Source organism: Mesorhizobium sp. WSM3224 (genome assembly GCF_000427725.1).
Classification (GTDB): Bacteria; Pseudomonadota; Alphaproteobacteria; order Rhizobiales; family Rhizobiaceae; genus Mesorhizobium.
In genome coordinates this window covers 57950-77880 of the sequence record NZ_ATYO01000008.1, presented here as the reverse complement: position 1 = coordinate 77880, position 19931 = coordinate 57950, and the positions used below count along the sequence as shown (strand labels likewise).

Below are 19931 nucleotides of genomic sequence, written 5' to 3'. Positions count from 1 at the left end.
ATTGGTCTAGATTGAACGGCGCGCAAAGCCAAAAACGACAGGCCAGAAGGCCTGACACGACAGGGAGCACGCCATGGACGCGACAGTCGATGCGGGCGCTGGCCAATTCGAACTCAACGAGGAACAGCGCGCCATCCAGGAGATGGCCCAGGCCTTCGCGGCGGACCGCGTCGCGCCCAATGCGCTCGACTGGGACCGCGCAAAGCACTTCCCCGCCGATGTGATCCGCGAGACAGGGCCGCTCGGCCTTGGCGGCATCTATGTCCGAGACGACGTCGGCGGCTCCGCGCTCGGCCGGCTGGACGCGGTGCTGATCTTCGAGGCGCTGGCCCACGCCGATCCGGCCTTCTCTTCCTTCATTTCCATCCACAACATGGCGGCCTCGATGATCGACCGCTTCGGCTCAGATGAGCAGCGCCAGCGCTTCCTGCCGAAACTGACTTCGATGGAATGGCTGGCGAGCTATTGCCTGACCGAGCCCGGCTCGGGCTCGGATGCCGCGGCGCTGAAGACGCGGGCGGTCAAGAGCGGCAGCGATTATATCCTGAACGGCGCCAAGCAGTTCATCTCCGGTGCCGGCGACAGCGACCTTTACGTGGTGATGGCGCGCACCGGCGCCGACGGTCCGAAGGGAATCTCCACGTTCGTCGTGCCCAAGGATGCCCCCGGGCTCTCCTTCGGCGCCAACGAGCACAAGATGGGCTGGCACATGCAGTCGACCCGGCAGGTCATCTTCGAGGACTGCAAGGTCCCTGCCGAGAACCTGCTTGCAGCGGAAGGCGCCGGCTTCGGCATCGCCATGGCCGGGCTCGATGGCGGCCGGCTCAACATCGCCGCCTGCTCGCTGGGCGGCGCGCAGTCGGCGCTCGACAAGGCGCTTGCCTATACGGCCGAGCGCAAGGCCTTTGGGTCCAAGATCAACCAGTTCCAGGCGCTGCAGTTCAGGTTGGCCGACATGGAAACGGAACTGCAGGCGGCTCGTATCTTCCTTTACGCCGCCGCCTCGAAGCTCGACCGCAAGGCGCCGGACGCCGGCAAATGGTCGGCGATGGCCAAGCGCTTCGTCACCGATATCGGCTTCGACATCGCAAACCAGGCGCTGCAATTGCATGGCGGCTATGGCTACCTGCACGACTACGGCGTCGAGAAGCTGGTGCGCGACCTGCGTGTCCACCAGATCCTCGAAGGCACCAACGAGATTATGCGCGTCATCGTCGCGCGGGCGCTGATTGGGCGCTGACGGCTTAATTCAGGAGAAAACAATGGCAACGATTGCCTTTATCGGCCTTGGCAACATGGGCAATCCGATGGCCGCCAATTTGGTCAAGGCGGGGCACACCGTGCAGGGGTTCGATCTCGTGCCTGAGAACCTTACAGTTGCGAAAGAGCACGGCGTGACGGTGATGGCGAATGCCGTCGCCGCTGTGAAGGGCGCCGACGTGATCATCACCATGCTGCCTGCCGGCAAGCATGTGTTGTCGGTCTACGAGGATATCGCGCCCAAGGCGAAGAAAGGCGCGTTGTTCATCGATTCATCGACCATCGATGTAGACTCTGCGCGCAAGGCTCACGCCATTGCCGCCAAACATGGTCTCCCGTCGATTGACGCCCCGGTTTCCGGCGGCACCGGTGGCGCTACGGCCGGCACACTGACCTTCATGGCCGGCGGCTCCGATGATGCTTTCGCGGCCGCCGAGCCGATCCTGAAGCCGATGGCCGGGCGCGTCGTCCACTGCGGCGGCGACGGTGCCGGACAGGCCGCCAAGATCTGCAACAACATGATCCTCGGCATCTCGATGATCGGCGTCGCCGAAGCCTTCGTTCTGGCTGAAAAGCTCGGCCTGTCGCACCAGGCGCTGTTCGACGTCGCCTCGACCTCGTCGGGCCAGTGCTGGTCGCTCACCACTTACTGCCCGGTGCCCGGCCCCGTTCCATCCTCGCCGGCCAACCGCGACTACAAGCCTGGCTTTGCCGCGGCGCTCATGCTGAAAGACCTGAAATTATCGCAGGAAGCAGCACTTGGCGCCGGCGCCGTGACCCCGCTCGGCGCCGAAGCCACACAGCTTTATGCCTTGTTCAACGCGCAAGGGCACGCCGGCGCCGATTTTTCCGGCATTATTAATTTCCTGCGCGGCAACCTGACGTAAGCCACTGCTTTTCAAAGGTTATTTTCATAATTTGCCGGTACCAAGCCGGCAAATTTAGATTTGCTTAAGGTCTCGCTAACTCACCGGTAACGATGTGCCTTTAAAACGGATTGCGAGGCGGACATCGCGTCCGCCCGGCGCTCCGGATCAGGTCTCGCGTACCGGAGCCCGTAAGTTTCGCAAGTATTCTTGTAGCGAAATGCCATGTGTATCTGGCAAAGCCGCGTTCCCGTCGGGACGCGGTTTTTGCGTTTCTGGAACATCGAAGATCGAGCGGGCGCCCCGGTTCGAAGAGCGCCCGAAGTCCAATTACCGCTTTTGCAAATCGGTATCCGCGAGGTCGAGCGCCTTGGCGATGCGCTCGCAGGCCATGTCGATCGTGTCGCGCGTCCAGATCAGCGGCGGCGACAAGATCATCGTGTCGCCCGTGGCCCGCAGCATCATGCCCTGCGCGACCGCATGGTCGCGCACGATGACCGCAGCACTTCCCGACGGCAAATAGCGTTCCTTGGTCGCCTTGTCCTTGACGATCTCGATCGCGCCCATCAGGCCGATCGAGCGCACCTCGCCAACCAACCTGTGGCCGGCAAGATGCTCCTGCAGCGCCTGCGCGAAATACGGGCCGGTGTCGTTCTTGACGCGCTCGACCAACCCTTCGCGCTCGATGATCTCGAGGTTCTTCAGCGCCACCGCGCAGGCTACGGGATGACCGGAATAGGTGTAGCCGTGATAGAACTCGCCGCCCTTGTCGACCAGCGTCTTGGCCACGCGGTCGCCGACCAGCAGCGCCGACAGCGGCTGGTAGCCGGAGGTCAGCGCCTTGGCGGTGGTGATGGTGTCGGGCTCGATGCCGAAAGTCTGCGCCGCGAACCATTCGCCGGTGCGGCCATAGCCGGTGATAACCTCGTCCAGCATCAAAAGCACATCGTATTTGCGGCAGATGCGCTCGACTTCCGGCCAATAGCTCATCGGCGGGATCTTCACTCCACCGGCGCCCATCACCGGCTCGCCGATGAAGGCGGCGACCTTGTCGGCGCCGGCTTCGAGGATCGCGTCCTCGACCGCCTTCGCCGCGCGGATGCCGAAATCATGGTCGCTTTCGCCGGGCAGCGCGAGCTCATAGGCATAGGGCATCATCACATGGACGATGTTGGGCACGGCGCCGCCGAGCTGCTTGTGCATCGGCTCCATGCCGCCCAGCGACGTGCCGGCGATCGTCGAGCCGTGATAGGCCGACTTGCGCGAGATGACGCGGTTTTTCTCCGGTCTGCCCTCCAACGCCCAATAGTGGCGGACAAGCCGCAGCGCCGTGTCGTTGGCCTCCGAGCCGGACGAGCCGTAAAAAACCTGGCTGACATGCTTGGGCGCCAACTCCGCCAGCTTCTTGGACAAGAGCACCGGCGTCGGCGTCGAGCACTTGAAGAAGGAGTTGTAGTAAGGCAGCTCCTTCATCTGCGCGTAGGCGGCCTCGGCCAGTTCGTCGCGGCCATAGCCGACATTGACGCACCAAAGTCCTGCCATGCCGTCGAGGATTTCGGTGCCGTCGGCATCGTAGATGAACGGGCCGTTGGCGTGGGTGATGATGCGCGAGCCCGTTTCGCGCAGTTCCTTGTGGTCGGTGAAGGGATGAAGGTGATGCGCGGCATCGATCTGCTGAAGCTGCTTCAGCGAATAGTTCTGATAAGTCATGGATTTGATCTTTCCTCTTGAATCAATCCGGCAACGGCCGGGGCGGATTCGTCAGAGGAGGGCGGGCGGCGAATAGCCGATGCGGGCGCATAGCCGCAACAGCTCGGCGCGAAGGGTCCGCGGTGACGGCGTCACCGCGACCCCGAAGGCGCCAGATGTGCTGATATAGACCATGACGACAGCTTATGCCGCCTCAGGCCTGGAATTCAAGCCATTCCGGTCAGCGCACGCTGCAGGAACATGTAGCGCATCGCCGTCTGTGCCGCCTGCGGCCGGCGGTCGCCGCGCCCGCCATGGCCGCCTTCGGTCTCCTCGAAGAACAGCGTCCTGCCGTGACCTGCCTCCTGCAGACGCGCCGCCATCTTGCGCGCATGTCCCGGATGGACGCGGTCGTCGGCAGTGGACGTCATCAGCAGCACCGGCGGATAGGCAACATTCGCCGCGACGTGCTGATAGGGCGAATAGGCGCCAAGCCAGGCCGCATCCTCCGGCTTCGACGGGTCGCCATATTCCGCCATCCACGAGGCGCCGGGCGGCAGTTCGGTGTAGCGCAGCATGTCGAGCAGCGGCACGTCGATGATGACGGCGCCGAACAGTTCCGGCCGCTGCGTCAGCGACGCGCCGGTGAGCAGGCCGCCATTCGAGCCGCCCTGGATGCCGAGCTGCGCCGCCGTGGTGATGCCGCGCCGGACCACATCCTGCGCCACCGCCGCGAAATCGTCGAAGGCGTTCTGGCGCTTGCCCTTGAGCGCCGCCTGGTGCCAGGCCGGGCCGAACTCGCCGCCGCCGCGGATGTTGGCTTGGACATAGGCGTTGCCCTTGTCCAGCCAGAGCTTGCCGCGAATGCCGGCATAGCCGGGCAGCAGCGGCACTTCGAAGCCGCCATAGCCATAGAGCAGCGCCGGTACCGGCCCTTTCTGGTCGCGGCGCCGCACCACGAAATACGGGATCATCGTGCCGTCCTTCGAGCGCGCCTCGAACTGCTCCGAAACATAAGGCGAGGCATCGAAGCGGGCCGGCTGCGATTTCACAGTTTGCAGCGTCTCGCCATCATCGTCCGACCAGATGATCGAACTCGGCGTCAGGAAGTCTGTGAAGGAGAAAGACACGCTCGAACCGAAATGCTCGACATGGCTGATGCCGACATTGCCGTTGTCGGGCAGCGCCACCGGCTTTAGCGACCAGCCATCGGCGGTGCGGTCGCAGGCGATGACCTTGCCGCGAACATTGTCCATCAGGTTGATGAACAGCCGGTCCTGCGTCCTGGCAAGCCCGGCGATCGAGACACGATGCGCCGGTTCGAGCACGGTTTGGAACGGGCCGAATGCACCGGTGTCGATCCAGAGGTCGAAATCGACTGAATAGAGTCCGTCAGGCAGGCAGCGCGTGCCGTCGGGCGCAGTCCACGGGCTGCGCACGCCGAAGATCAGCTGGCCCTTGAAGATTGCCGTGTCGGTGGCGTCGTCGGGCAGCGGAATGCGCCGGTTCTCGCCTGAAGCCAGCCGCAGAAAACTATGCGAGGTGAAGAAGTCGATGGTCTTGCCGAGCAGCACATGCCGCTTGTCGCCGTCATATTCGACGCCGCCGCCGACCGCGAGATCTTGCTTCTCGCCTTCGAGAATCGGGGTCGCCTCCTCAAGCTTGGTGCCGCGCCGCCAGAGCTTGATCACGCGCGGATAGCCGGATTGGGTCTCGTCTTCTTCCTCGAAAGCCGCCGAGACGATCACCGTGTCCTTGTCCAGCCAGGAAAAGCCCGACTTGGAGGCCGGCGCGCGAAACCCGTCCTCGACGAAGGATTTGGTCGCGATGTCGAATTCGCGCATCTCGCTGGCGTCGCCGCCATCGGGCGACATGTAGAGCAGGCAGCGATTGAAATCGGGATAGAGCCGGCTTGCTCCACCGAACACCCATTTGACGCCTTCCTTTGCTGAGAGCTGATCGAAATCGATGATCGTCTCCCAGTCCGGCTTGTCGGTCTTGTAGGAAGCGACCGGCGTGCGCCGCCACAGGCCAAGCGCATTGGTCTTGTCCTGCCAGAAATTATAGACGTATCCGGCCAGCGCCGCCCCAACCGGCATATTGTCCTCGGCGGTCATCAAGTCGAGCGCCGTTTCGAATGCCGGCTGATAGGAAGGATCGCCCTGCAATTCGGCGGCCGTCTGCGCATTCTGGCGATGGACCCAATCGAGAGATTGTTTGCTGTTGCGGTCTTCCAGCCAGAGAAAGGGATCATCCGCCGCCGATTTGGTCTGTGTTTTGGTCATTGTGCTGGTCATGCGGGTCTCCATCTCGCGGCCCCGCCTACATCGCGTTCGCCGCGTTGATATTCAAGAGCCGTGGCCGGATCGATTACAAAACCCGCCTGCGAATGATGGTCGCCGCTGCCAGCGCCGCGCAGATTGCGCCGAGTGTGACCGGCAGCCCCGCGGCACCGATCACATCCATCACGCTGCCGGTGAGCGGCGGCACGATGATGCCGCCGAGACCCCACATTAGCGAGAAGGCGGCATTGCCTGCGACCAGCGCCGAGCCCGTAAAACGCTCGCCGAGCTCGATGATCGACATCGTGTAGATGCCGTAGGAAACGGCGCCCCAGATGAAGACGCAGGCCCAGATCAGCGGCGTATCGATCAGCGCCGGCAACAGCACGCATCCAAGGACGGTCACCGCCACGCAGCCAAAGCGCACCAGGCGCGCCGTCAGCTTTTCGGCAAGCAGGCCGAGCGGCACCTGCATGGCGATGTTGCCCGCGATCATCACCGAAAGCAGCGCCGACATGCGTGCTTCGGCAATGCCGTGATGCGTGCCATAGACCGGCAGCAGCGCCAGTATCGCCTGCTCGAAACCGGCCGCGACGACAACCGCCGACAGAAGCAGCCAGGCCAGCGGCATGAAGCCCAGCACCGAAACCTTGTTTTCGGCCTCTTCGACCTTCGGCAATCGCCGCACCACGACCGCGAGGCAGGCGCCACAGAACAGGAAGGCGAAGATGCCGACCAGGAAAGGCGGCCAGCCTTCGGTGCCGACGGCGAGCAGGCAGAGCGGCCCGGCCGCGAAGCCGGCCGAGATGATGGTGGAATAGACGCCCATGACGCGCCCGCGCCGCGCCGGGGGCGCCAGCGCGATCACCCAGATTTCGCTCAAGACATAAAGCGGGTTGGTCACCACGCCGATCAGGAAGCGCAGCGGGAACCACAGATAGACATCCTGCATCCAGCCGATCAGCGCCAGCACCAGCGCCGAGAGCGCGGCGCAAATGAGCGCGGTCCGCCCTGCCCCGAACCGGCGCGCCAATCCCGGGATCAGCGGTGAAGACAGGATGAACCCAACCGGCGTCATCGCCGCCGACAGCCCGATCACCGCAGGCGAAACGCCTTGCCGCTGCAGGATGAAGCTGAGCAGCGGATAGGAAAGTCCTTGCGCGATGGCGAACACCGACACGGTCGCGATCACGCCGGTGATCGCGGCCCACTGCACCGTCTCGCCGGTCTGTGATTTCGCCAGAGCCATCATTCCTGCTCCATTCGCCTGGAGGCTTAGCCGCTACCAACGACAGCCGTAAGAGCCAACCGGCGGCGAAAGCGCATATTCCAGCCACTTGCTGTCAGGAGCGTCTGCGCTGCGAAGAACGGCCACCAGCAGCGTGTGCAGTCCAGCAATCGCCCCGGGTAGGAGCGGCAACTTGGCGAGCCAACCGTCTGCCCTTCCGGCATGTCGCTTCCCTCGCCCTAGTGGTCGCCGCCTCCTCACCGGCAACCTGGCCGCCAGTCCATTATGCCGCCAATTCGCATCCTCACGAGGCTTCCCATGACTGCCGCCCTCCATCCAGCCGAACCGACAGTGGCTACCGATCGCGCCCGCCGTGGTGGCCGCGCCGGCAAGCGCGCCGGCGGCTCGGCTGCCTTCGAGCAGCCCGCCTTCCGGCAGTTGAAGAACCCGCTGACGCCGACCAGGCTGGTCTCCGACGACGAATTGGAATCGATCCACCTCGCCTCGCTGCGCGTGCTGAAGGAAATCGGCGTCGACGTCCTGCACGACGAAGCCCGCCGCATCATGAAAGCGCATGGCGCCGATGTGCGCGAAGGCAGCGAGCGCGTGCGCTTCGACAGCGACATGATCCTCGAGCTTGTCTCCCACTGCCCGTCGGAATTCACGCTGCATGCCCGCAACCCGGCGCATAATCTGCGTTTCGGCGGCAACAACGTTATCCTGTCGATGATGGCCTCGGCGCCAAACTGCTCCGACCTCGACCGTGGCCGCAGGCCTGGCAACCAGGCCGACTACCGCAACTTCCTGCGCCTGGCGCAGATGCACAACATCCTGCATTGCACCGGCGGCTATCCGGTGGAGCCGATCGACATCCATCCTTCGGTCCGGCACCTCGAATGCATCCGCGACCTCGCCATGCTGACCGACAAGGTCTTCCACATCTATTCGCTCGGCAAGGAACGCAACGTCGACGGCATCGAGATCGCCCGCATCGTGCGCGGCATCAGCCACGAGCAGCTGCTCGAGCAACCGTCGGTCTTCACCATCATCAACACCAATTCGCCGCTCAAGCTCGACGTGCCGATGATGGAAGGGATCATCCAGATGTCGAGCAAGGGTCAGGTCGTCATCGTCACGCCGTTCACGCTCTCGGGCGCCATGGCGCCCGTCACCGTCGCCGGCGCGCTTGTGCAGCAGAATGCCGAGGCGCTCTCCGGCATCGCCTTCGCGCAGATGGTGAGGAAGGGCGCGCCGGTCGGCTATGGCGGCTTCACCTCCAATGTCGACATGAAGTCGGGTGCGCCGGCCTTCGGCACGCCCGAATACATGAAGGCGCAGCTCGTCGGCGGCCAGCTCGCCCGCCGCTATCAAATTCCCTACCGCACCTCCAACACCTGCGCCGCCAACACGGTCGACGCGCAGGCCGCCTATGAGAGCGTCTTTTCGCTGTGGGGCGCCATCCAGGGCGGCGGCAATCTGATGATGCACGGCGCCGGCTGGCTGGAAGGCGGCCTGCGCTGCTCTTACGAAAAGACCATTCTCGACATCGACCTGCTGCAGATGGTGGCCGAATTCCTCACCCCGCTCGATCTCTCGGATGACGCGCTCGGCTTCGACGCAATCCAGTCGGTCGGCCCGGGCGGCCATTTCTTCGGCACCCAGCACACGCAGGAGCGCTACAAGACCGCCTTCTACTCGCCGATCGTCTCCGACTGGCGCAACTTCGAGACCTGGGCCGAGGCGGGCTCGCCGACGGCGATGGAGCGCACCAACAAGGTCTGGAAGGAACGTCTTGCCTCCTACGACGAGCCTTATATGGATCCGGCCATCCGCGAAGAGCTGAACGACTTCGTCGAGAAGCGCCGCGCCGAAGGCGGCGCGCCGACGGATTTCTGATCGTTTGTGTTGGGCTGGATGCACAGTCGACCCCACTCCGTCGAGCTGCGCTCGACACTTTGCTTTCACATCCCGTTCACTCGATTAAGTCTCTATAAAACGGACCTATCTACATGAAATCTCACGTAAAAGCGGTTGTCATCGGCGGCGGCGTTGTCGGCTGCTCGGTGCTTTATCACCTCGCCAAGGCCGGCTGGACCGACATCATGCTGATCGAGCGTTCGGAGCTGACCTCCGGTTCGTCCTGGCATGCGGCGGGCGGCTTCCACACGCTGAACGGCGACCCGAACGTCGCCAAGCTGCAGGCCTATACAGTCCAGCTCTACAAGGAGATCGAGGAGATTTCCGGCCAGTCCTGCTCGCTGCATCTGACCGGCGGCGTGATGATGGCCGATACACCGGAGCGCATGGACTTCCTGCGGCTGGCCCACGCCAAGGGCCGTTATCTCGGCATGGATACCGAGCTGATCACGCCTTCGGAAGCCAAGGCGATGTTCCCGTTGATGGACGAGAAGAATTTCGTCGGCGCCATGTGGGATCCGGTCGAAGGCCATCTCGACCCTTCGGGCACGACCATTGCCTACTCCAAGGCGGCCAAGAAACTCGGCGCCGAGATCGTGCTGCGCAACCGCGTCGTCGACCTGACGCAGCAGCCGGACGGCACCTGGAACGTCGTCACCGAACAGGGCACGGTCCACGCCGAGCATGTCGTCAACTGCGGCGGCCTGTGGGCGCGCGAGATCGGCCGCATGGTCGGCGTCGAGCTCCCGGTGCTGGCGATGGAGCACATGTACCTGCTGACCGAGCCGATGCCGGAGGTCGAGGAATTCAACAAGTCGACCGGCCGCGAGATGATCGGCGTGCTCGATTTCAAGGGCGAGATCTACACCCGCCAGGAGCGCAACGGCATCCTGCTCGGCACTTACGAAAAGGCTTGCAAGCCGTGGTCACCGGTCAACACGCCCTGGGATTTCGGCCATGAATTGCTGCAGCCCGACATCGACCGCATCGCGCCGTCGCTGGAGATCGGCTTCAAGCATTTCCCCGGCATCGAGAAGGCCGGCATCAAGCAGATCATCAATGGCCCCTTCACCTTCGCGCTCGACGGCAACCCGCTGGTCGGCCCGGTGCAGGGCCTGACCAATTTCTGGTGCGCCTGCGCCGTCATGGCCGGCTTCAGCCAGGGCGGCGGCGTCGGCCTCGCGCTGTCCAACTGGATGGTGCATGGCGATCCTGGCTTCGACGTCTGGGGCATGGACGTCGCCCGCTTCGGCGAATGGGCGAGCCTGCGCTACACCAACGCCAAGGTGCGCGAGAACTATTCGCGCCGCTTCTCGATCCGCTTCCCCAACGAGGAATTGCCGGCAGCCCGTCCGGCACAGACCACGCCGCTCTACGACACCATGCTCGCCAACAACGCCGTCATGGGCGACTCGTGGGGTCTGGAGACGCCGCTCTGGTTCGCGCCGAAGGGTAGCGAGCCGAAGGACATCGTCTCCTTCCACCGCTCCAACGACTTCGGCCCGATCGGCGAGGAAGTGCGCGCCACACGCGAGAAGGTCGGCGTCACCGAGATCGCCAACTTCGCCAAATACGAGGTCTCGGGTGCCGGCGCGGAGGACTTCCTCAACCGGCTGATGACCAACCGCATGCCGAAGGTCGGCCGCATCGTGCTGACCCCCATGGTCAACGAGTTCGGCAAGCTGATCGGCGACTTCACCATCGCCAAGTCGGGCGAAGACCGCTTCATGATCTGGGGCTCTTCGGCGGCGCAGAAATACCATATGCGCTGGTTCGAGAAGCATTTGCCGAAGGATGGATCGGTGCGCATCCATCGCTTCGACCAGACGCTGGTCGGCCTGTCCATCGCCGGCCCCAAGTCGCGCGACCTGCTGCAGAAGCTCGTCGATGTCGACGTCTCGACCAAGGCTTTCCGCTTTATGGATTTCCGCGAGATGGCGGTCGGTGGCGCGCCTTGCATGGTCAACCGCATCACCTATACCGGCGACCTCGGCTACGAAATCTGGATGGCGCCGGCCTATGAACGCCTGGTCTACAAGGCGATCAAGGAAGCCGGCGCCGAATTCGGCATCGTCGATTTCGGCATGCGCGCGCTCTTGTCGATGCGCCTGGAGAAGAACTTCCCGACCTGGTTCCGCGAACTGCGCCCGATCTATGGGCCGTTCGAAGGCTCCATGGACCGGTTCATCAAACTCGAGAAGAACGATTTTATTGGCCGCGAAGCCGCAGCCAAAGAGCAGGCGGAAGGGCCAAAACTGCGCCGCGTCTCCTTCATCGTCGACGCCGCCGATGCCGACGTGATGGGCGACGAGCCGATCTGGGCCAAGGTCAGCAAGGACTATGGCACGGTCGAGAAGCCGCACGGTTACGGCGCGCCTCGCTTCGACACGGCGGGCAAGGAAGTGCGTGGCTCCAAGGCCGCCGAAGGCGCCTCCGCCGTGCGCGGCATCGTCGATGGCGAATGGCGCGTCGTCGGCTGGGTGACCTCGGGCGGCTACGCGCATTACGTCCAGAAGTCGATGGCGCAGGGCTATGTCCCTGCGGCCCTTGCCGAGGATGAAAGCGCCGGCTTGTTCGAGATCGAGATCCTCGGCCACCGCCGCCCTGCCCGCATCAATGTCGAGCCGCCCTTCGATCCAAGCGGCGAGAAGATGCGGACCTGACGCGCGGCAATTGTTGGATTGCGCCGGTCGCTATGGCATGGTCGAGCCCGCTACCGGCGCATCAACATGAGAAGACGATCCCCTTGCGGCAACTAGAGAAATGGACCGATTGGCTCTGCGGTGAACGGGTTGGTCCATTCAGCGCGGCGGTCGCGTGTGTCCTCGTCTATTGCCTGGCCCAGATCGTGGTGATGGTGCTGCTGTCCCATTTTGCGGGCACGGGCGTTGGCGTCGACGATTCCGAGCAGCTGATGGAAATGCGCTTCCTGGCCGCCGGCTACGGCAGTTCGCAGCCACCTTTATACACCTGGCTCGCCATGCTCGCGGCCTCGCTGGTCGGAACCAGCGTACTTGCCCTCAAGATCGTCAAATACGGACTGCTGGCCGCAGGGCTGACCGCGTATTTCACCGCCATTCGCCGCCTCGGCTATTCGAACCGCGCCGCTGCCGCCGGCATGTTCGGGTTGCTCCTGTTTCCCCAGATCTTCTGGGAAATGCAGCACGCCCTCACCCACTCGGTCGCCGTATTCTGTTTCACCTCGGTGCTGCTTTTGGCGCTGGTCGAGGTTGAGAAACGCCGATCGGCTATCGCCTATGCGCTGTTTGGCCTGGCGACCGCGGCCGCGATGCTGTCGAAATACAACATCGTTATCTTCCTTGCCGCCTTGTTCCTGGCGGCCCTCTCGGTTCGCGAAACGCGCGAGGCGATCTTCGACCGCCGCTTCCTCATCAGCGTGGCCGTAGCGATCCTTGCCTGCCTGCCGACGCTTTATTGGAGTCTTACGCACCGAGACGATCTGCTCGCGCACCAGGGCGGCCTCGGCGTCGCCGAAGGCGGGAGCGTTGTGAGCACGGCATTCCTCGGCATCCGGAGATTGGCCAACGCGATCGTCAACTTCGCCGGATTGCCGGTCGCGATACTTGCCGTCGCGTATTTCCTCGCAGGAAAGCGCACGCAACCACCTGAGCCGGTACGGTGGCCGGAAAAGCTGTTGTGGCGAGCGATCGCCTTGGGCGTGGTGGTTATGGTGGCAGTCGTGCTGGCAGCCGGCATCACGCAGTTTCGCGACCGCTGGATGCTCCCCGTGTTTATCCTCCTGCCCGCAGCCCTTGCCATGCGTTTCGACGCCATCGGCCAGAGGGGCCGAAAAACGCAAGCCACCATCGTCTTCGTCGCTGCCGTCCTTGCCATAATGGTGCTGCCGTTAAGCTGGTATATGCACTTGAAAGGCGGCGACAGCCGCGGCAGCATCGTGCGCATGGACTACCGGTCGCTCTACGACCAGATCACCGCCGACGGACCGGTCAGCACCGTGGTCTCGAGCTGGTTCTGGGTCGGCAATCTGCGCCTGGTCGATGCCGACCTTATCGTGCTCGACGATGAAATACCCGACTTCGCTCAGTCGATCCGCGAACCGGCGGTGCTCGTCCTGACCGACGACAGGGAAACGTCTTCGGACGTTTTCCTGGAAATAGCAAAGGCCGGCTACGCAATGGACACCGTCCACCGCACTGTCGAGGTGCCGCAGGCGCTCGGCCTTCCGCCGCGCCAAGTCACGCTTACCAGGCTGCACAAGAAGACCGCGCAGTAAGATTCGGGGGGCAAATGGACAAGCAACGCTTCGGCCGTCACCGCAAGATCATGCCTTTCGTACCCGGCTCGGTCGAAGCGCTGCGCGAGGCCTCCCGCGAGAAGGCAGCCTCGCTCAACCAGCATGTGCTGGGTTATGGCGCGGTAGCCGAAGCGGAATGGGCACAGGCAGGCGTCGCAGCGCCCAATCTGCCCGCCATGCGCAAGTATCGGCTCGACCGCATTCGCGCCGAACTGAAGCGCCGCGACTATGCCGGCGCCCTGCTCTACGACCCGGTCAACATCCGCTACGCGACGGACTCGACCAATATGCAGCTCTGGGTCGCGCATAATCCGACGCGTCATTGTTTCGTCGCCACCGAGGGACCGGTGGTGCTGTTCGATTATTTTTCCTGCGAGCACCTGTCCGACCATTCGGGCATCGTCGACGAAGTGCTGCCGGCGGTGTCATGGATGTATCTCTACAGCGGCGAACTGACCGATGAGAGGGTCCGCCGCTGGGGAGCCGGCATCGCCGAGCTCATGGCCGAGCTTGGCGGCAACCGCCGCATCGCGGTCGACCACATCAATCCGGAGGGCGTGGAAGAACTCGCCCGCCGCGGCATTTCCGTCGGCAATGGCGAGGCGGTGATGGAGAATGCGCGCCTCATCAAATCGCCGGACGAGATCCTCGCCATGCGCCGTTCGATCGTCGCCTGTGAAGCCGCGATGAGCGAGATGGAAGCGGTGCTGAAGCCTGGCATCTCCGAGAATGAGCTATGGGCGGAACTGCATCGCGGCAACATCGCGCGCGGCGGCGAATGGATCGAGACGCGGTTGTTGTCGTCCGGCCCGCGCACCAATCCCTGGTTCCAGGAATGCTCCTCGCGCATCATCGAAGATGGCGATCTCGTCGCCTTCGACACGGATCTGGTCGGCCCTTATGGTTTCTGCGCCGACCTTTCGCGCACCTGGCTTTGCGGCGACGGAAAGCCGTCGAACGAGCAGCGCGACCTCTTCCGCATTGCGGCCGACCAGATCGCGCACAACACGGGTCTGATGCGGCCGGGTGTCTCCTTCCGCGACCTCGTCGATCACTCGGCGGTGCCGCCGGGCGATTGCTATCCGGCGCGTTACGGCGTGCTCTATCACGGCGTCGGCCTGGCGGACGAATATCCGACGCTGCCGCATCCCGGCGACTGGGCCGCCGACACGCCGGACGGCGTGCTCGAACCCGGCATGGTGCTTTGTGTCGAAAGCTATATCGGCCGGCTTGGCGGGCACGAAGGCGTCAAGATCGAAGAGCAGATCCTGATCACCGAGACCGGCAACGAAAAGCTCTCAACCTACCCGCTGGACGAGCGGCTGGTCAGCTAGGCCGACAATGGCTTCGCGCATCGCGGCAATGATTTTTCCCGGCGTCGTCCTGGCGGTGATATAGGGCAGGCCCTTGCGCCGTGCCGTCCAGCCGACCACCTTCGCGCCTTTCGACGCCGGCTCGAAACGCTGCGCCAGCGCCCAGCTTTCGCAATCGATCGCCGCGACATCGGCCCTGCCCTCGGTAATCGCGACGATCGAGGCGCGATGCCCGCCGGTTTCGAAGTGCGCCGCGAAGGTATCGAGGCTTTTGCCCATTGCTTCCAGATCGTGTTTCAGCCCGAGCAAACCTGACATGGAATCCGGATTGTTGAACGCGAAACACTTGCCGCGGATCAGATCGAGCGGGATCGAGGGGCTGCCGTCCTCCGGCGATGCGACATGCGGCCCGCCATCCGCCCGCATGACGATCGCGCTGGAATAGAGTTCGCCCCGCCCGCCTTCGAACGCGTCATAGCTCGGCTGGCCGATCACCTGAACATGCCTGGACAGCCAGATCTCCATCGGTCCCCAGCAGGTCTGCCCGAAGAGCAGTGCCGGATGCAGCCAAAGCTCGTGAAAGTCGAGTTCGTCCGGGGGCAACGTGGCCGGATCGGGCGCGATAACCTCGCCGGCGCCGTCGCGGATGCCGCCAGGCACCGGCGGCAAGTCGCGATTGCTGCGCGCCATTGCCTCCGGCGCATCGATGCCCTTTTGCCGGAAGGCGTCGCGGAGCCGCGCCCATTGCGCGTCGACCTCGCCGCGCATCTCGGGCCAGTCATACATCGGCAACGCCGCAACGAACTTACTCATGACGAATAGCTCTCAAAACAGGCGGCCATCGGCGCCCGCGTGCCGCGACGAAAAAGCAGTCGCGGAAAGTCAAACTTACTCCTTCGGCGGCTCAGCCGGCACCGGAGCGGTTCCCAACCCGCTGACATTGCGCGCGCGGACACGCGGCTTGAAGGCGCGGCCAGGTTCCGGCGCGCGTCGCAGCACCGGATGGACGATCGGCTCCTTCGCCTTGAAGGCGTGGGCTTTCAGCATCGCAAAATAGTTCGGATAGGCATAGCCGTTGTTCATGCGCAGCCATTCCTCGCGACGCTCGCGAAACAGCTTCGGCAATCTGTACCAGGCAATCGTCGGGCTCTTGTGATGGACGAAATGCAGGTTGTTGTTCAGGAACAGGAAGGAGAGCGGCGAGCGCTCGACGATCACCGTGCGCCCTTCCGGGTGTTCCGACCATTGATGCTCGGCATAGGTGCGGATCGAGATCAGCGACTGGCCGAGCCATACCGGCACCAGGATATAGAGCCACAGCGGAATGCCGAAGCCGAAGGTCACCACCGGCACCACCACGGCGAGGCCGACGACGTGCAGCAGCCACGCCTTGCGGATCGCCTTGTCGCCGGCGGCGATCTGCTTGGCATCGTCGATGAAGAAGCCGATCGAGGACAGCCACGGGCCGAGAATGAGGCGGCCGATCATGGTATTGTTGACTTTGAGCAGGAACTTCATTGCCGGCGGCAGTTCCTCATGCATCCAGAGCGCCTGGTAATAGCTTTCCGGATCGTCGAGCGGGTCGGTCAGCCGCTCGTCGGCATGATGGCGAAGATGGATCGTCTTGAAACGGCGGAACGGCCAGACCATGCCGATCGGCAGGAAGACGAAGGCTTCATTGATCCTGGCGTTGCGGGTCGGATGACCATGCAGCACCTCGTGCATCAACGAGGATTGCAGTGCCGCGATCAAGGCCAGAAGGATGAGGGCGAGAAGCGGATAGGATGGCCAGAGAAGGAAGCCGGTGGCGAGCCAGGCAGCGTAGCAGAAGAGGGTGAGGAAGACGGTCGGCCATTCGACCGACGGTGCGCTGCTACGTCTCTTGTTCATGCTCGTCATGCTATCGACCACTGCCTTCCAGTCGCCGGAACCACTTTGATTCCTGACAACATTGTGTCAGGAGCCTGGCGTTGTCGCAACGCGACAAAGCGCACAAACTGTTGCGAATGCGCATTTATCGCCGCATATGTTATACATTGTAAACAAACATGGGGATTCATTTCCGCTTGAGCCACGTTCAGACCAGCTCCGGCGCAAATTTTTCCTCCCCGAAGCAGGAGCAGCGTCATGGACAAGCGCGATCTGTCGACCCTCTTCCGAGAGCGGCTGAAATTGCTCTTGACACGGTCCGACTTGAACCAGTCCGCCTTCTCGACGGCCGTCGGCATTGACCGTTCGGCGCTGTCGCAGCTCCTGTCGGGCGCCTCGACCCGCCTGCCCCGTGCCGAGACGCTTCTCAACATCGCGGCCGAGTTCAAGGTGTCGCTCGACTGGCTGCTCGGCCTGTCCCAGGACGAGGGCGTCACCGGCGAGATAAGAGAGAGCCTGGAGATCGAGGAGGCGCCCGACGGTTTTGACCGCACGCTGCTCGCCAAATGGCATGCGGAGGCGGCCGGCACGAAGATCCGCTATGTGCCCGCCGGTATTCCCGACCTTCTGCGCACCGAGGCGCTGGTCGAATATGAGGCCGGCATCACCAACAAGAGCCGCGAAGCACAGGCCGGCGAAACGCAGTACCGTATCGATTACAACCGCCGGCCGGAGACCGACATGGAGGTCTGCATGCCGCGCCACACCCTGGAGATCTTTGCGCGCGGTCTCGGCGTCTGGGATCGTTTCCCCGAAGCCGACCGCCGTGAGCAACTGCTGCACATGGCAGCGCTCCTCGACGATCTTTACCCGACCTTCCGCCTGTTTCTCTATGACGGACGCATGCGCTATTCGATCCCATATACGATCTTCGGCCCCTACCGCGCCGCGATCTATGTCGGAGACATGTATCTGGTGTTGAACGCGACCCAGCCGATCCGCACCCTGACCAGCCATTTCGACAATCTGATCCGGGCCGCCGACATCAACGCGCACGAGGCGGCGAGTTTCGCGCAGAAACTGGCCGCAATGTCCTTCCCGTCAGGCTCTGTCTGATCGCGCGCATCGACATCATCTTGACGGTCGGCGACAATCCTGGCCGCCGCTCATCATTTCAGGGAAACCCATGCAAGAACCAGGTCGCATCGTCGTTCCTCCTCAATCGGGCCGTTCCATGCGCGTCAGGCGCGGCGATCTGGTCCGCATCATCGATCCCAAGGGCCGGCAGGTCTCCGACCTCTGGGCCTTCTCGACCGAGGGCAGGCTCGACTGGCTGAGCACATCGCAGACCCGCGACATTACCGAGCGGCTGTTTCCGAGACCTGGCGACCATTTCTACAGCGCGGCCGGCAAGATCATGCTGACGCTGGTCGAGGACGCCTCGCCCGGACCGCACGACATGCTTTACCCGGCCTGCGACAGCGCGCTCTACGAACGGGCCGGCCTGCCGAACCACCCGAACTGCCGCGACAATCTGATGAAGGCGCTCGCCTCCGAAGGCATCGAACTCCCCTTCGCGCCCGATCCGGTCGACCTGTTCCAGAACTCCTTGCCGCAGCCTGACGGAACCTTGGTGGTCGAGGCCTCGATCAATCCACCGGGTGGCTCCGTGACGTTGCGCGCCGAACAGGACCTCTTGCTTGTCGTCACCGCGTGCTCGGTCGATCACCATCCGACCAATGGCGACGCCTGCACCGAGATCATGGTGGAGATCACTCCCGGACCGTAGAGGCGAGAGACCGTTATTTGAGGCGGCAAATTCATTGACTAGACATAAAGACTTCTTTATATCGTTATTTGAATTCGGAACACGAAAGCCATTCGAGGCAGGAAATTCAGGCTATGACCGTGAGCAATCCCATCGACGCACTGCTGGCCGAAAAGGGCGTGCTTCTGGCCGACGGCGCCACCGGCACCAATCTGTTCGCGATGGGTCTCGAGGCCGGCGAAGCGCCCGAGTTGCTTAATGAGACTTCGCCCGAGACCATTGTCAGCCTGCATCAGAATTTCGTCGACGCCGGCGCCGATATCATCCTCACCAATTCCTTCGGCGGCACCCGCCACCGGCTCAAGCTGCATCATGCGCAGGACCGCGTCCACGCGCTGAACAAGCGCGCCGCCGAGATTGCCCGTTCCGTCGCCGACAAGGCCGGCCGCAAGGTGATCGTCGCCGGCTCCGTCGGTCCGACGGGCGAGCTGCTGGTGCCGCTCGGCGCCATGACCTATGACGACGCGGTCGATGCCTTCGCCGAGCAGATCGAGGGCCTGAAGGCCGGCGGCGCCGAAGTCGCCTGGATCGAAACCATGTCGGCGCCCGACGAGATCCGTGCCGCGGCGCAAGCCGCTATCCGCGTTGGCCTGCCCTACACCTACACGGGTTCCTTCGACACGGCCGGCCGCACCATGATGGGTCTGCTGCCAAAGGACATCCACGCCGTCGCCGACGGGCTGTCGCAGGCTCCCCTCGGTGTCGGCGCCAATTGCGGCGTCGGCGCTTCCGATATCCTCGCCTCGCTCCTCGACATGACTGAGGCGAAGCCGGAGGCGACCGTGATCGTCAAGGGCAATTGCGGCATCCCGGAATTCCGCGGCGCCGAGATTCACTATTCCGGCACGCCGGAGTTGATGGCCGACTATGTCCGGCTGGCGGTCGACGGCGGCGCAAAGATCGTCGGCGGCTGCTGCGGCACCTCGTTCGCTCACCTTGCCGCCATGCGCAAGGCGCTCGACGCGCACACCAAGGCTGAGCGGCCGACCATCGGGACGATCGTCGAGCGCATCGGCCCGATGCGCAACAAGGTGGCGACGGCAAACACTGCCGAAACCAGCGAAGGCCGCCGCGAACGCAGGCGCAACCGCGCCTGACAAGGTTTTCCTGACGGGCCTGCTTATTTGCTATTTTCGGCGTAGCTCGACAGCGCGGTGTTGAGATCGGTGCCGGCGCTGCCCTCGGCGCTCATCGTCATCAAAGCGCCCGAGGAACGCGGATCGCTGATCTGCTCCAGCATCGAACGGAAGCGGTCGTTGTTGAGCGCCGAAAGCGCCGTGTTGCGGGCCGCGTCGACATCATTTCTGATGCGTGTGGATTCAGCCGACGGAGCGGCCTCTCGCTGGAGCGGCGCGCTCGTCGCCGTCGAATGGGCGTTCCCGGTTGTCGTGATATGCACTGCT

At 63.6% G+C, this 19931-nt stretch carries 15 protein-coding genes; 9 read left to right on the top strand and 6 right to left on the bottom strand.

Annotation, left to right across the window (positions count from 1 at the left end; all coding sequences use genetic code 11):
- Window positions 1–73 precede the first annotated feature (73 nt).
- Together YU3_RS0115790 and mmsB are read left to right on the top strand one after the other, a co-directional pair.
- Window positions 74–1240, top strand: coding sequence for an isobutyryl-CoA dehydrogenase (locus YU3_RS0115790; RefSeq protein WP_027167167.1), 1167 nt, complete (start codon window positions 74–76; stop codon window positions 1238–1240).
- 22 nt (window positions 1241–1262) lie between these two features.
- Window positions 1263–2147 carry a 3-hydroxyisobutyrate dehydrogenase gene (mmsB, locus tag YU3_RS0115785; protein ID WP_027167166.1) on the top strand — a complete coding sequence of 295 codons (885 nt, stop codon included), beginning with the start codon at window positions 1263–1265 and terminating at the stop codon, window positions 2145–2147.
- Window positions 2148–2456: 309 nt separating this feature from the next.
- Here mmsB and YU3_RS0115780 read toward each other — a convergent pair whose 3' ends face one another.
- The 3 genes from YU3_RS0115780 to YU3_RS0115770 form a co-directional block, all read right to left on the bottom strand.
- Entirely contained in the window at window positions 2457–3836 is a 1380-nt protein-coding gene (locus tag YU3_RS0115780) for an aspartate aminotransferase family protein (protein ID WP_027167165.1), read from the bottom strand.
- A 206-nt stretch (window positions 3837–4042) separates the two neighbouring features.
- Window positions 4043–6112: a prolyl oligopeptidase family protein gene (locus tag YU3_RS0115775; RefSeq protein WP_027167164.1), complete on the bottom strand. Its 2070-nt coding sequence runs from the start codon at window positions 6110–6112 to the stop codon at window positions 4043–4045.
- A gap of 73 nt (window positions 6113–6185) precedes the next feature.
- Entirely contained in the window at window positions 6186–7346 is a 1161-nt protein-coding gene (locus tag YU3_RS0115770; RefSeq protein ID WP_027167163.1) for an MFS transporter, read from the bottom strand.
- Between the two features lie 297 nt (window positions 7347–7643).
- Between YU3_RS0115770 and YU3_RS0115765 the strand changes: the two genes are divergently transcribed.
- From YU3_RS0115765 to YU3_RS0115750, 4 genes are all read left to right on the top strand, one after another.
- Window positions 7644–9221, top strand: a complete 1578-nt coding sequence (locus tag YU3_RS0115765) for a trimethylamine methyltransferase family protein (protein WP_027167162.1) — start codon at window positions 7644–7646, stop codon at window positions 9219–9221.
- A gap of 113 nt (window positions 9222–9334) precedes the next feature.
- Complete coding sequence (locus YU3_RS0115760) at window positions 9335–11905, top strand: FAD-dependent oxidoreductase (protein ID WP_027167161.1); 2571 nt, start codon at window positions 9335–9337, stop codon at window positions 11903–11905.
- A gap of 83 nt (window positions 11906–11988) precedes the next feature.
- The gene (locus YU3_RS36610) at window positions 11989–13497 is read left to right on the top strand and encodes a glycosyltransferase family 39 protein (RefSeq protein WP_198021671.1); all 1509 of its coding nucleotides are present in this window, start codon (window positions 11989–11991) and stop codon (window positions 13495–13497) included.
- 14 nt (window positions 13498–13511) lie between these two features.
- The gene (locus YU3_RS0115750) at window positions 13512–14852 is read left to right on the top strand and encodes a Xaa-Pro peptidase family protein (RefSeq protein ID WP_027167160.1); all 1341 of its coding nucleotides are present in this window, start codon (window positions 13512–13514) and stop codon (window positions 14850–14852) included.
- Here YU3_RS0115750 and YU3_RS0115745 read toward each other — a convergent pair.
- Together YU3_RS0115745 and YU3_RS0115740 are read right to left on the bottom strand one after the other, a co-directional pair.
- Entirely contained in the window at window positions 14817–15644 is an 828-nt protein-coding gene (locus YU3_RS0115745) for a PhnD/SsuA/transferrin family substrate-binding protein (RefSeq protein ID WP_027167159.1), read from the bottom strand. The two genes, YU3_RS0115750 and YU3_RS0115745, sit on opposite strands and share 36 nt — an antisense overlap.
- Window positions 15645–15719: 75 nt before the next feature.
- Window positions 15720–16730 carry a fatty acid desaturase gene (locus tag YU3_RS0115740; protein WP_027167158.1) on the bottom strand — a complete coding sequence of 337 codons (1011 nt, stop codon included), beginning with the start codon at window positions 16728–16730 and terminating at the stop codon, window positions 15720–15722.
- 228 nt (window positions 16731–16958) lie between these two features.
- Here YU3_RS0115740 and YU3_RS0115735 point away from each other — a divergent pair, with 228 nt between their 5' ends.
- From YU3_RS0115735 to bmt, 3 genes are all read left to right on the top strand, one after another.
- Entirely contained in the window at window positions 16959–17816 is an 858-nt protein-coding gene (locus tag YU3_RS0115735) for a helix-turn-helix transcriptional regulator (RefSeq protein WP_027167157.1), read from the top strand.
- Window positions 17817–17886: 70 nt separating this feature from the next.
- On the top strand, window positions 17887–18489 hold the full coding sequence (locus YU3_RS0115730; protein ID WP_027167156.1) for an urea carboxylase-associated family protein: 603 nt from the start codon (window positions 17887–17889) through the stop codon (window positions 18487–18489).
- A gap of 113 nt (window positions 18490–18602) precedes the next feature.
- A complete protein-coding gene (gene bmt / locus YU3_RS0115725; protein ID WP_036258643.1) occupies window positions 18603–19625 on the top strand; it encodes a betaine--homocysteine S-methyltransferase in 1023 nt (340 codons plus the stop codon).
- 23 nt (window positions 19626–19648) lie between these two features.
- Here the strand turns inward: bmt and YU3_RS36605 are convergent, their stop codons facing one another.
- On the bottom strand, window positions 19649–19927 hold the full coding sequence (locus YU3_RS36605) for a hypothetical protein (protein WP_245273520.1): 279 nt from the start codon (window positions 19925–19927) through the stop codon (window positions 19649–19651).
- Window positions 19928–19931 lie beyond the last annotated feature (4 nt).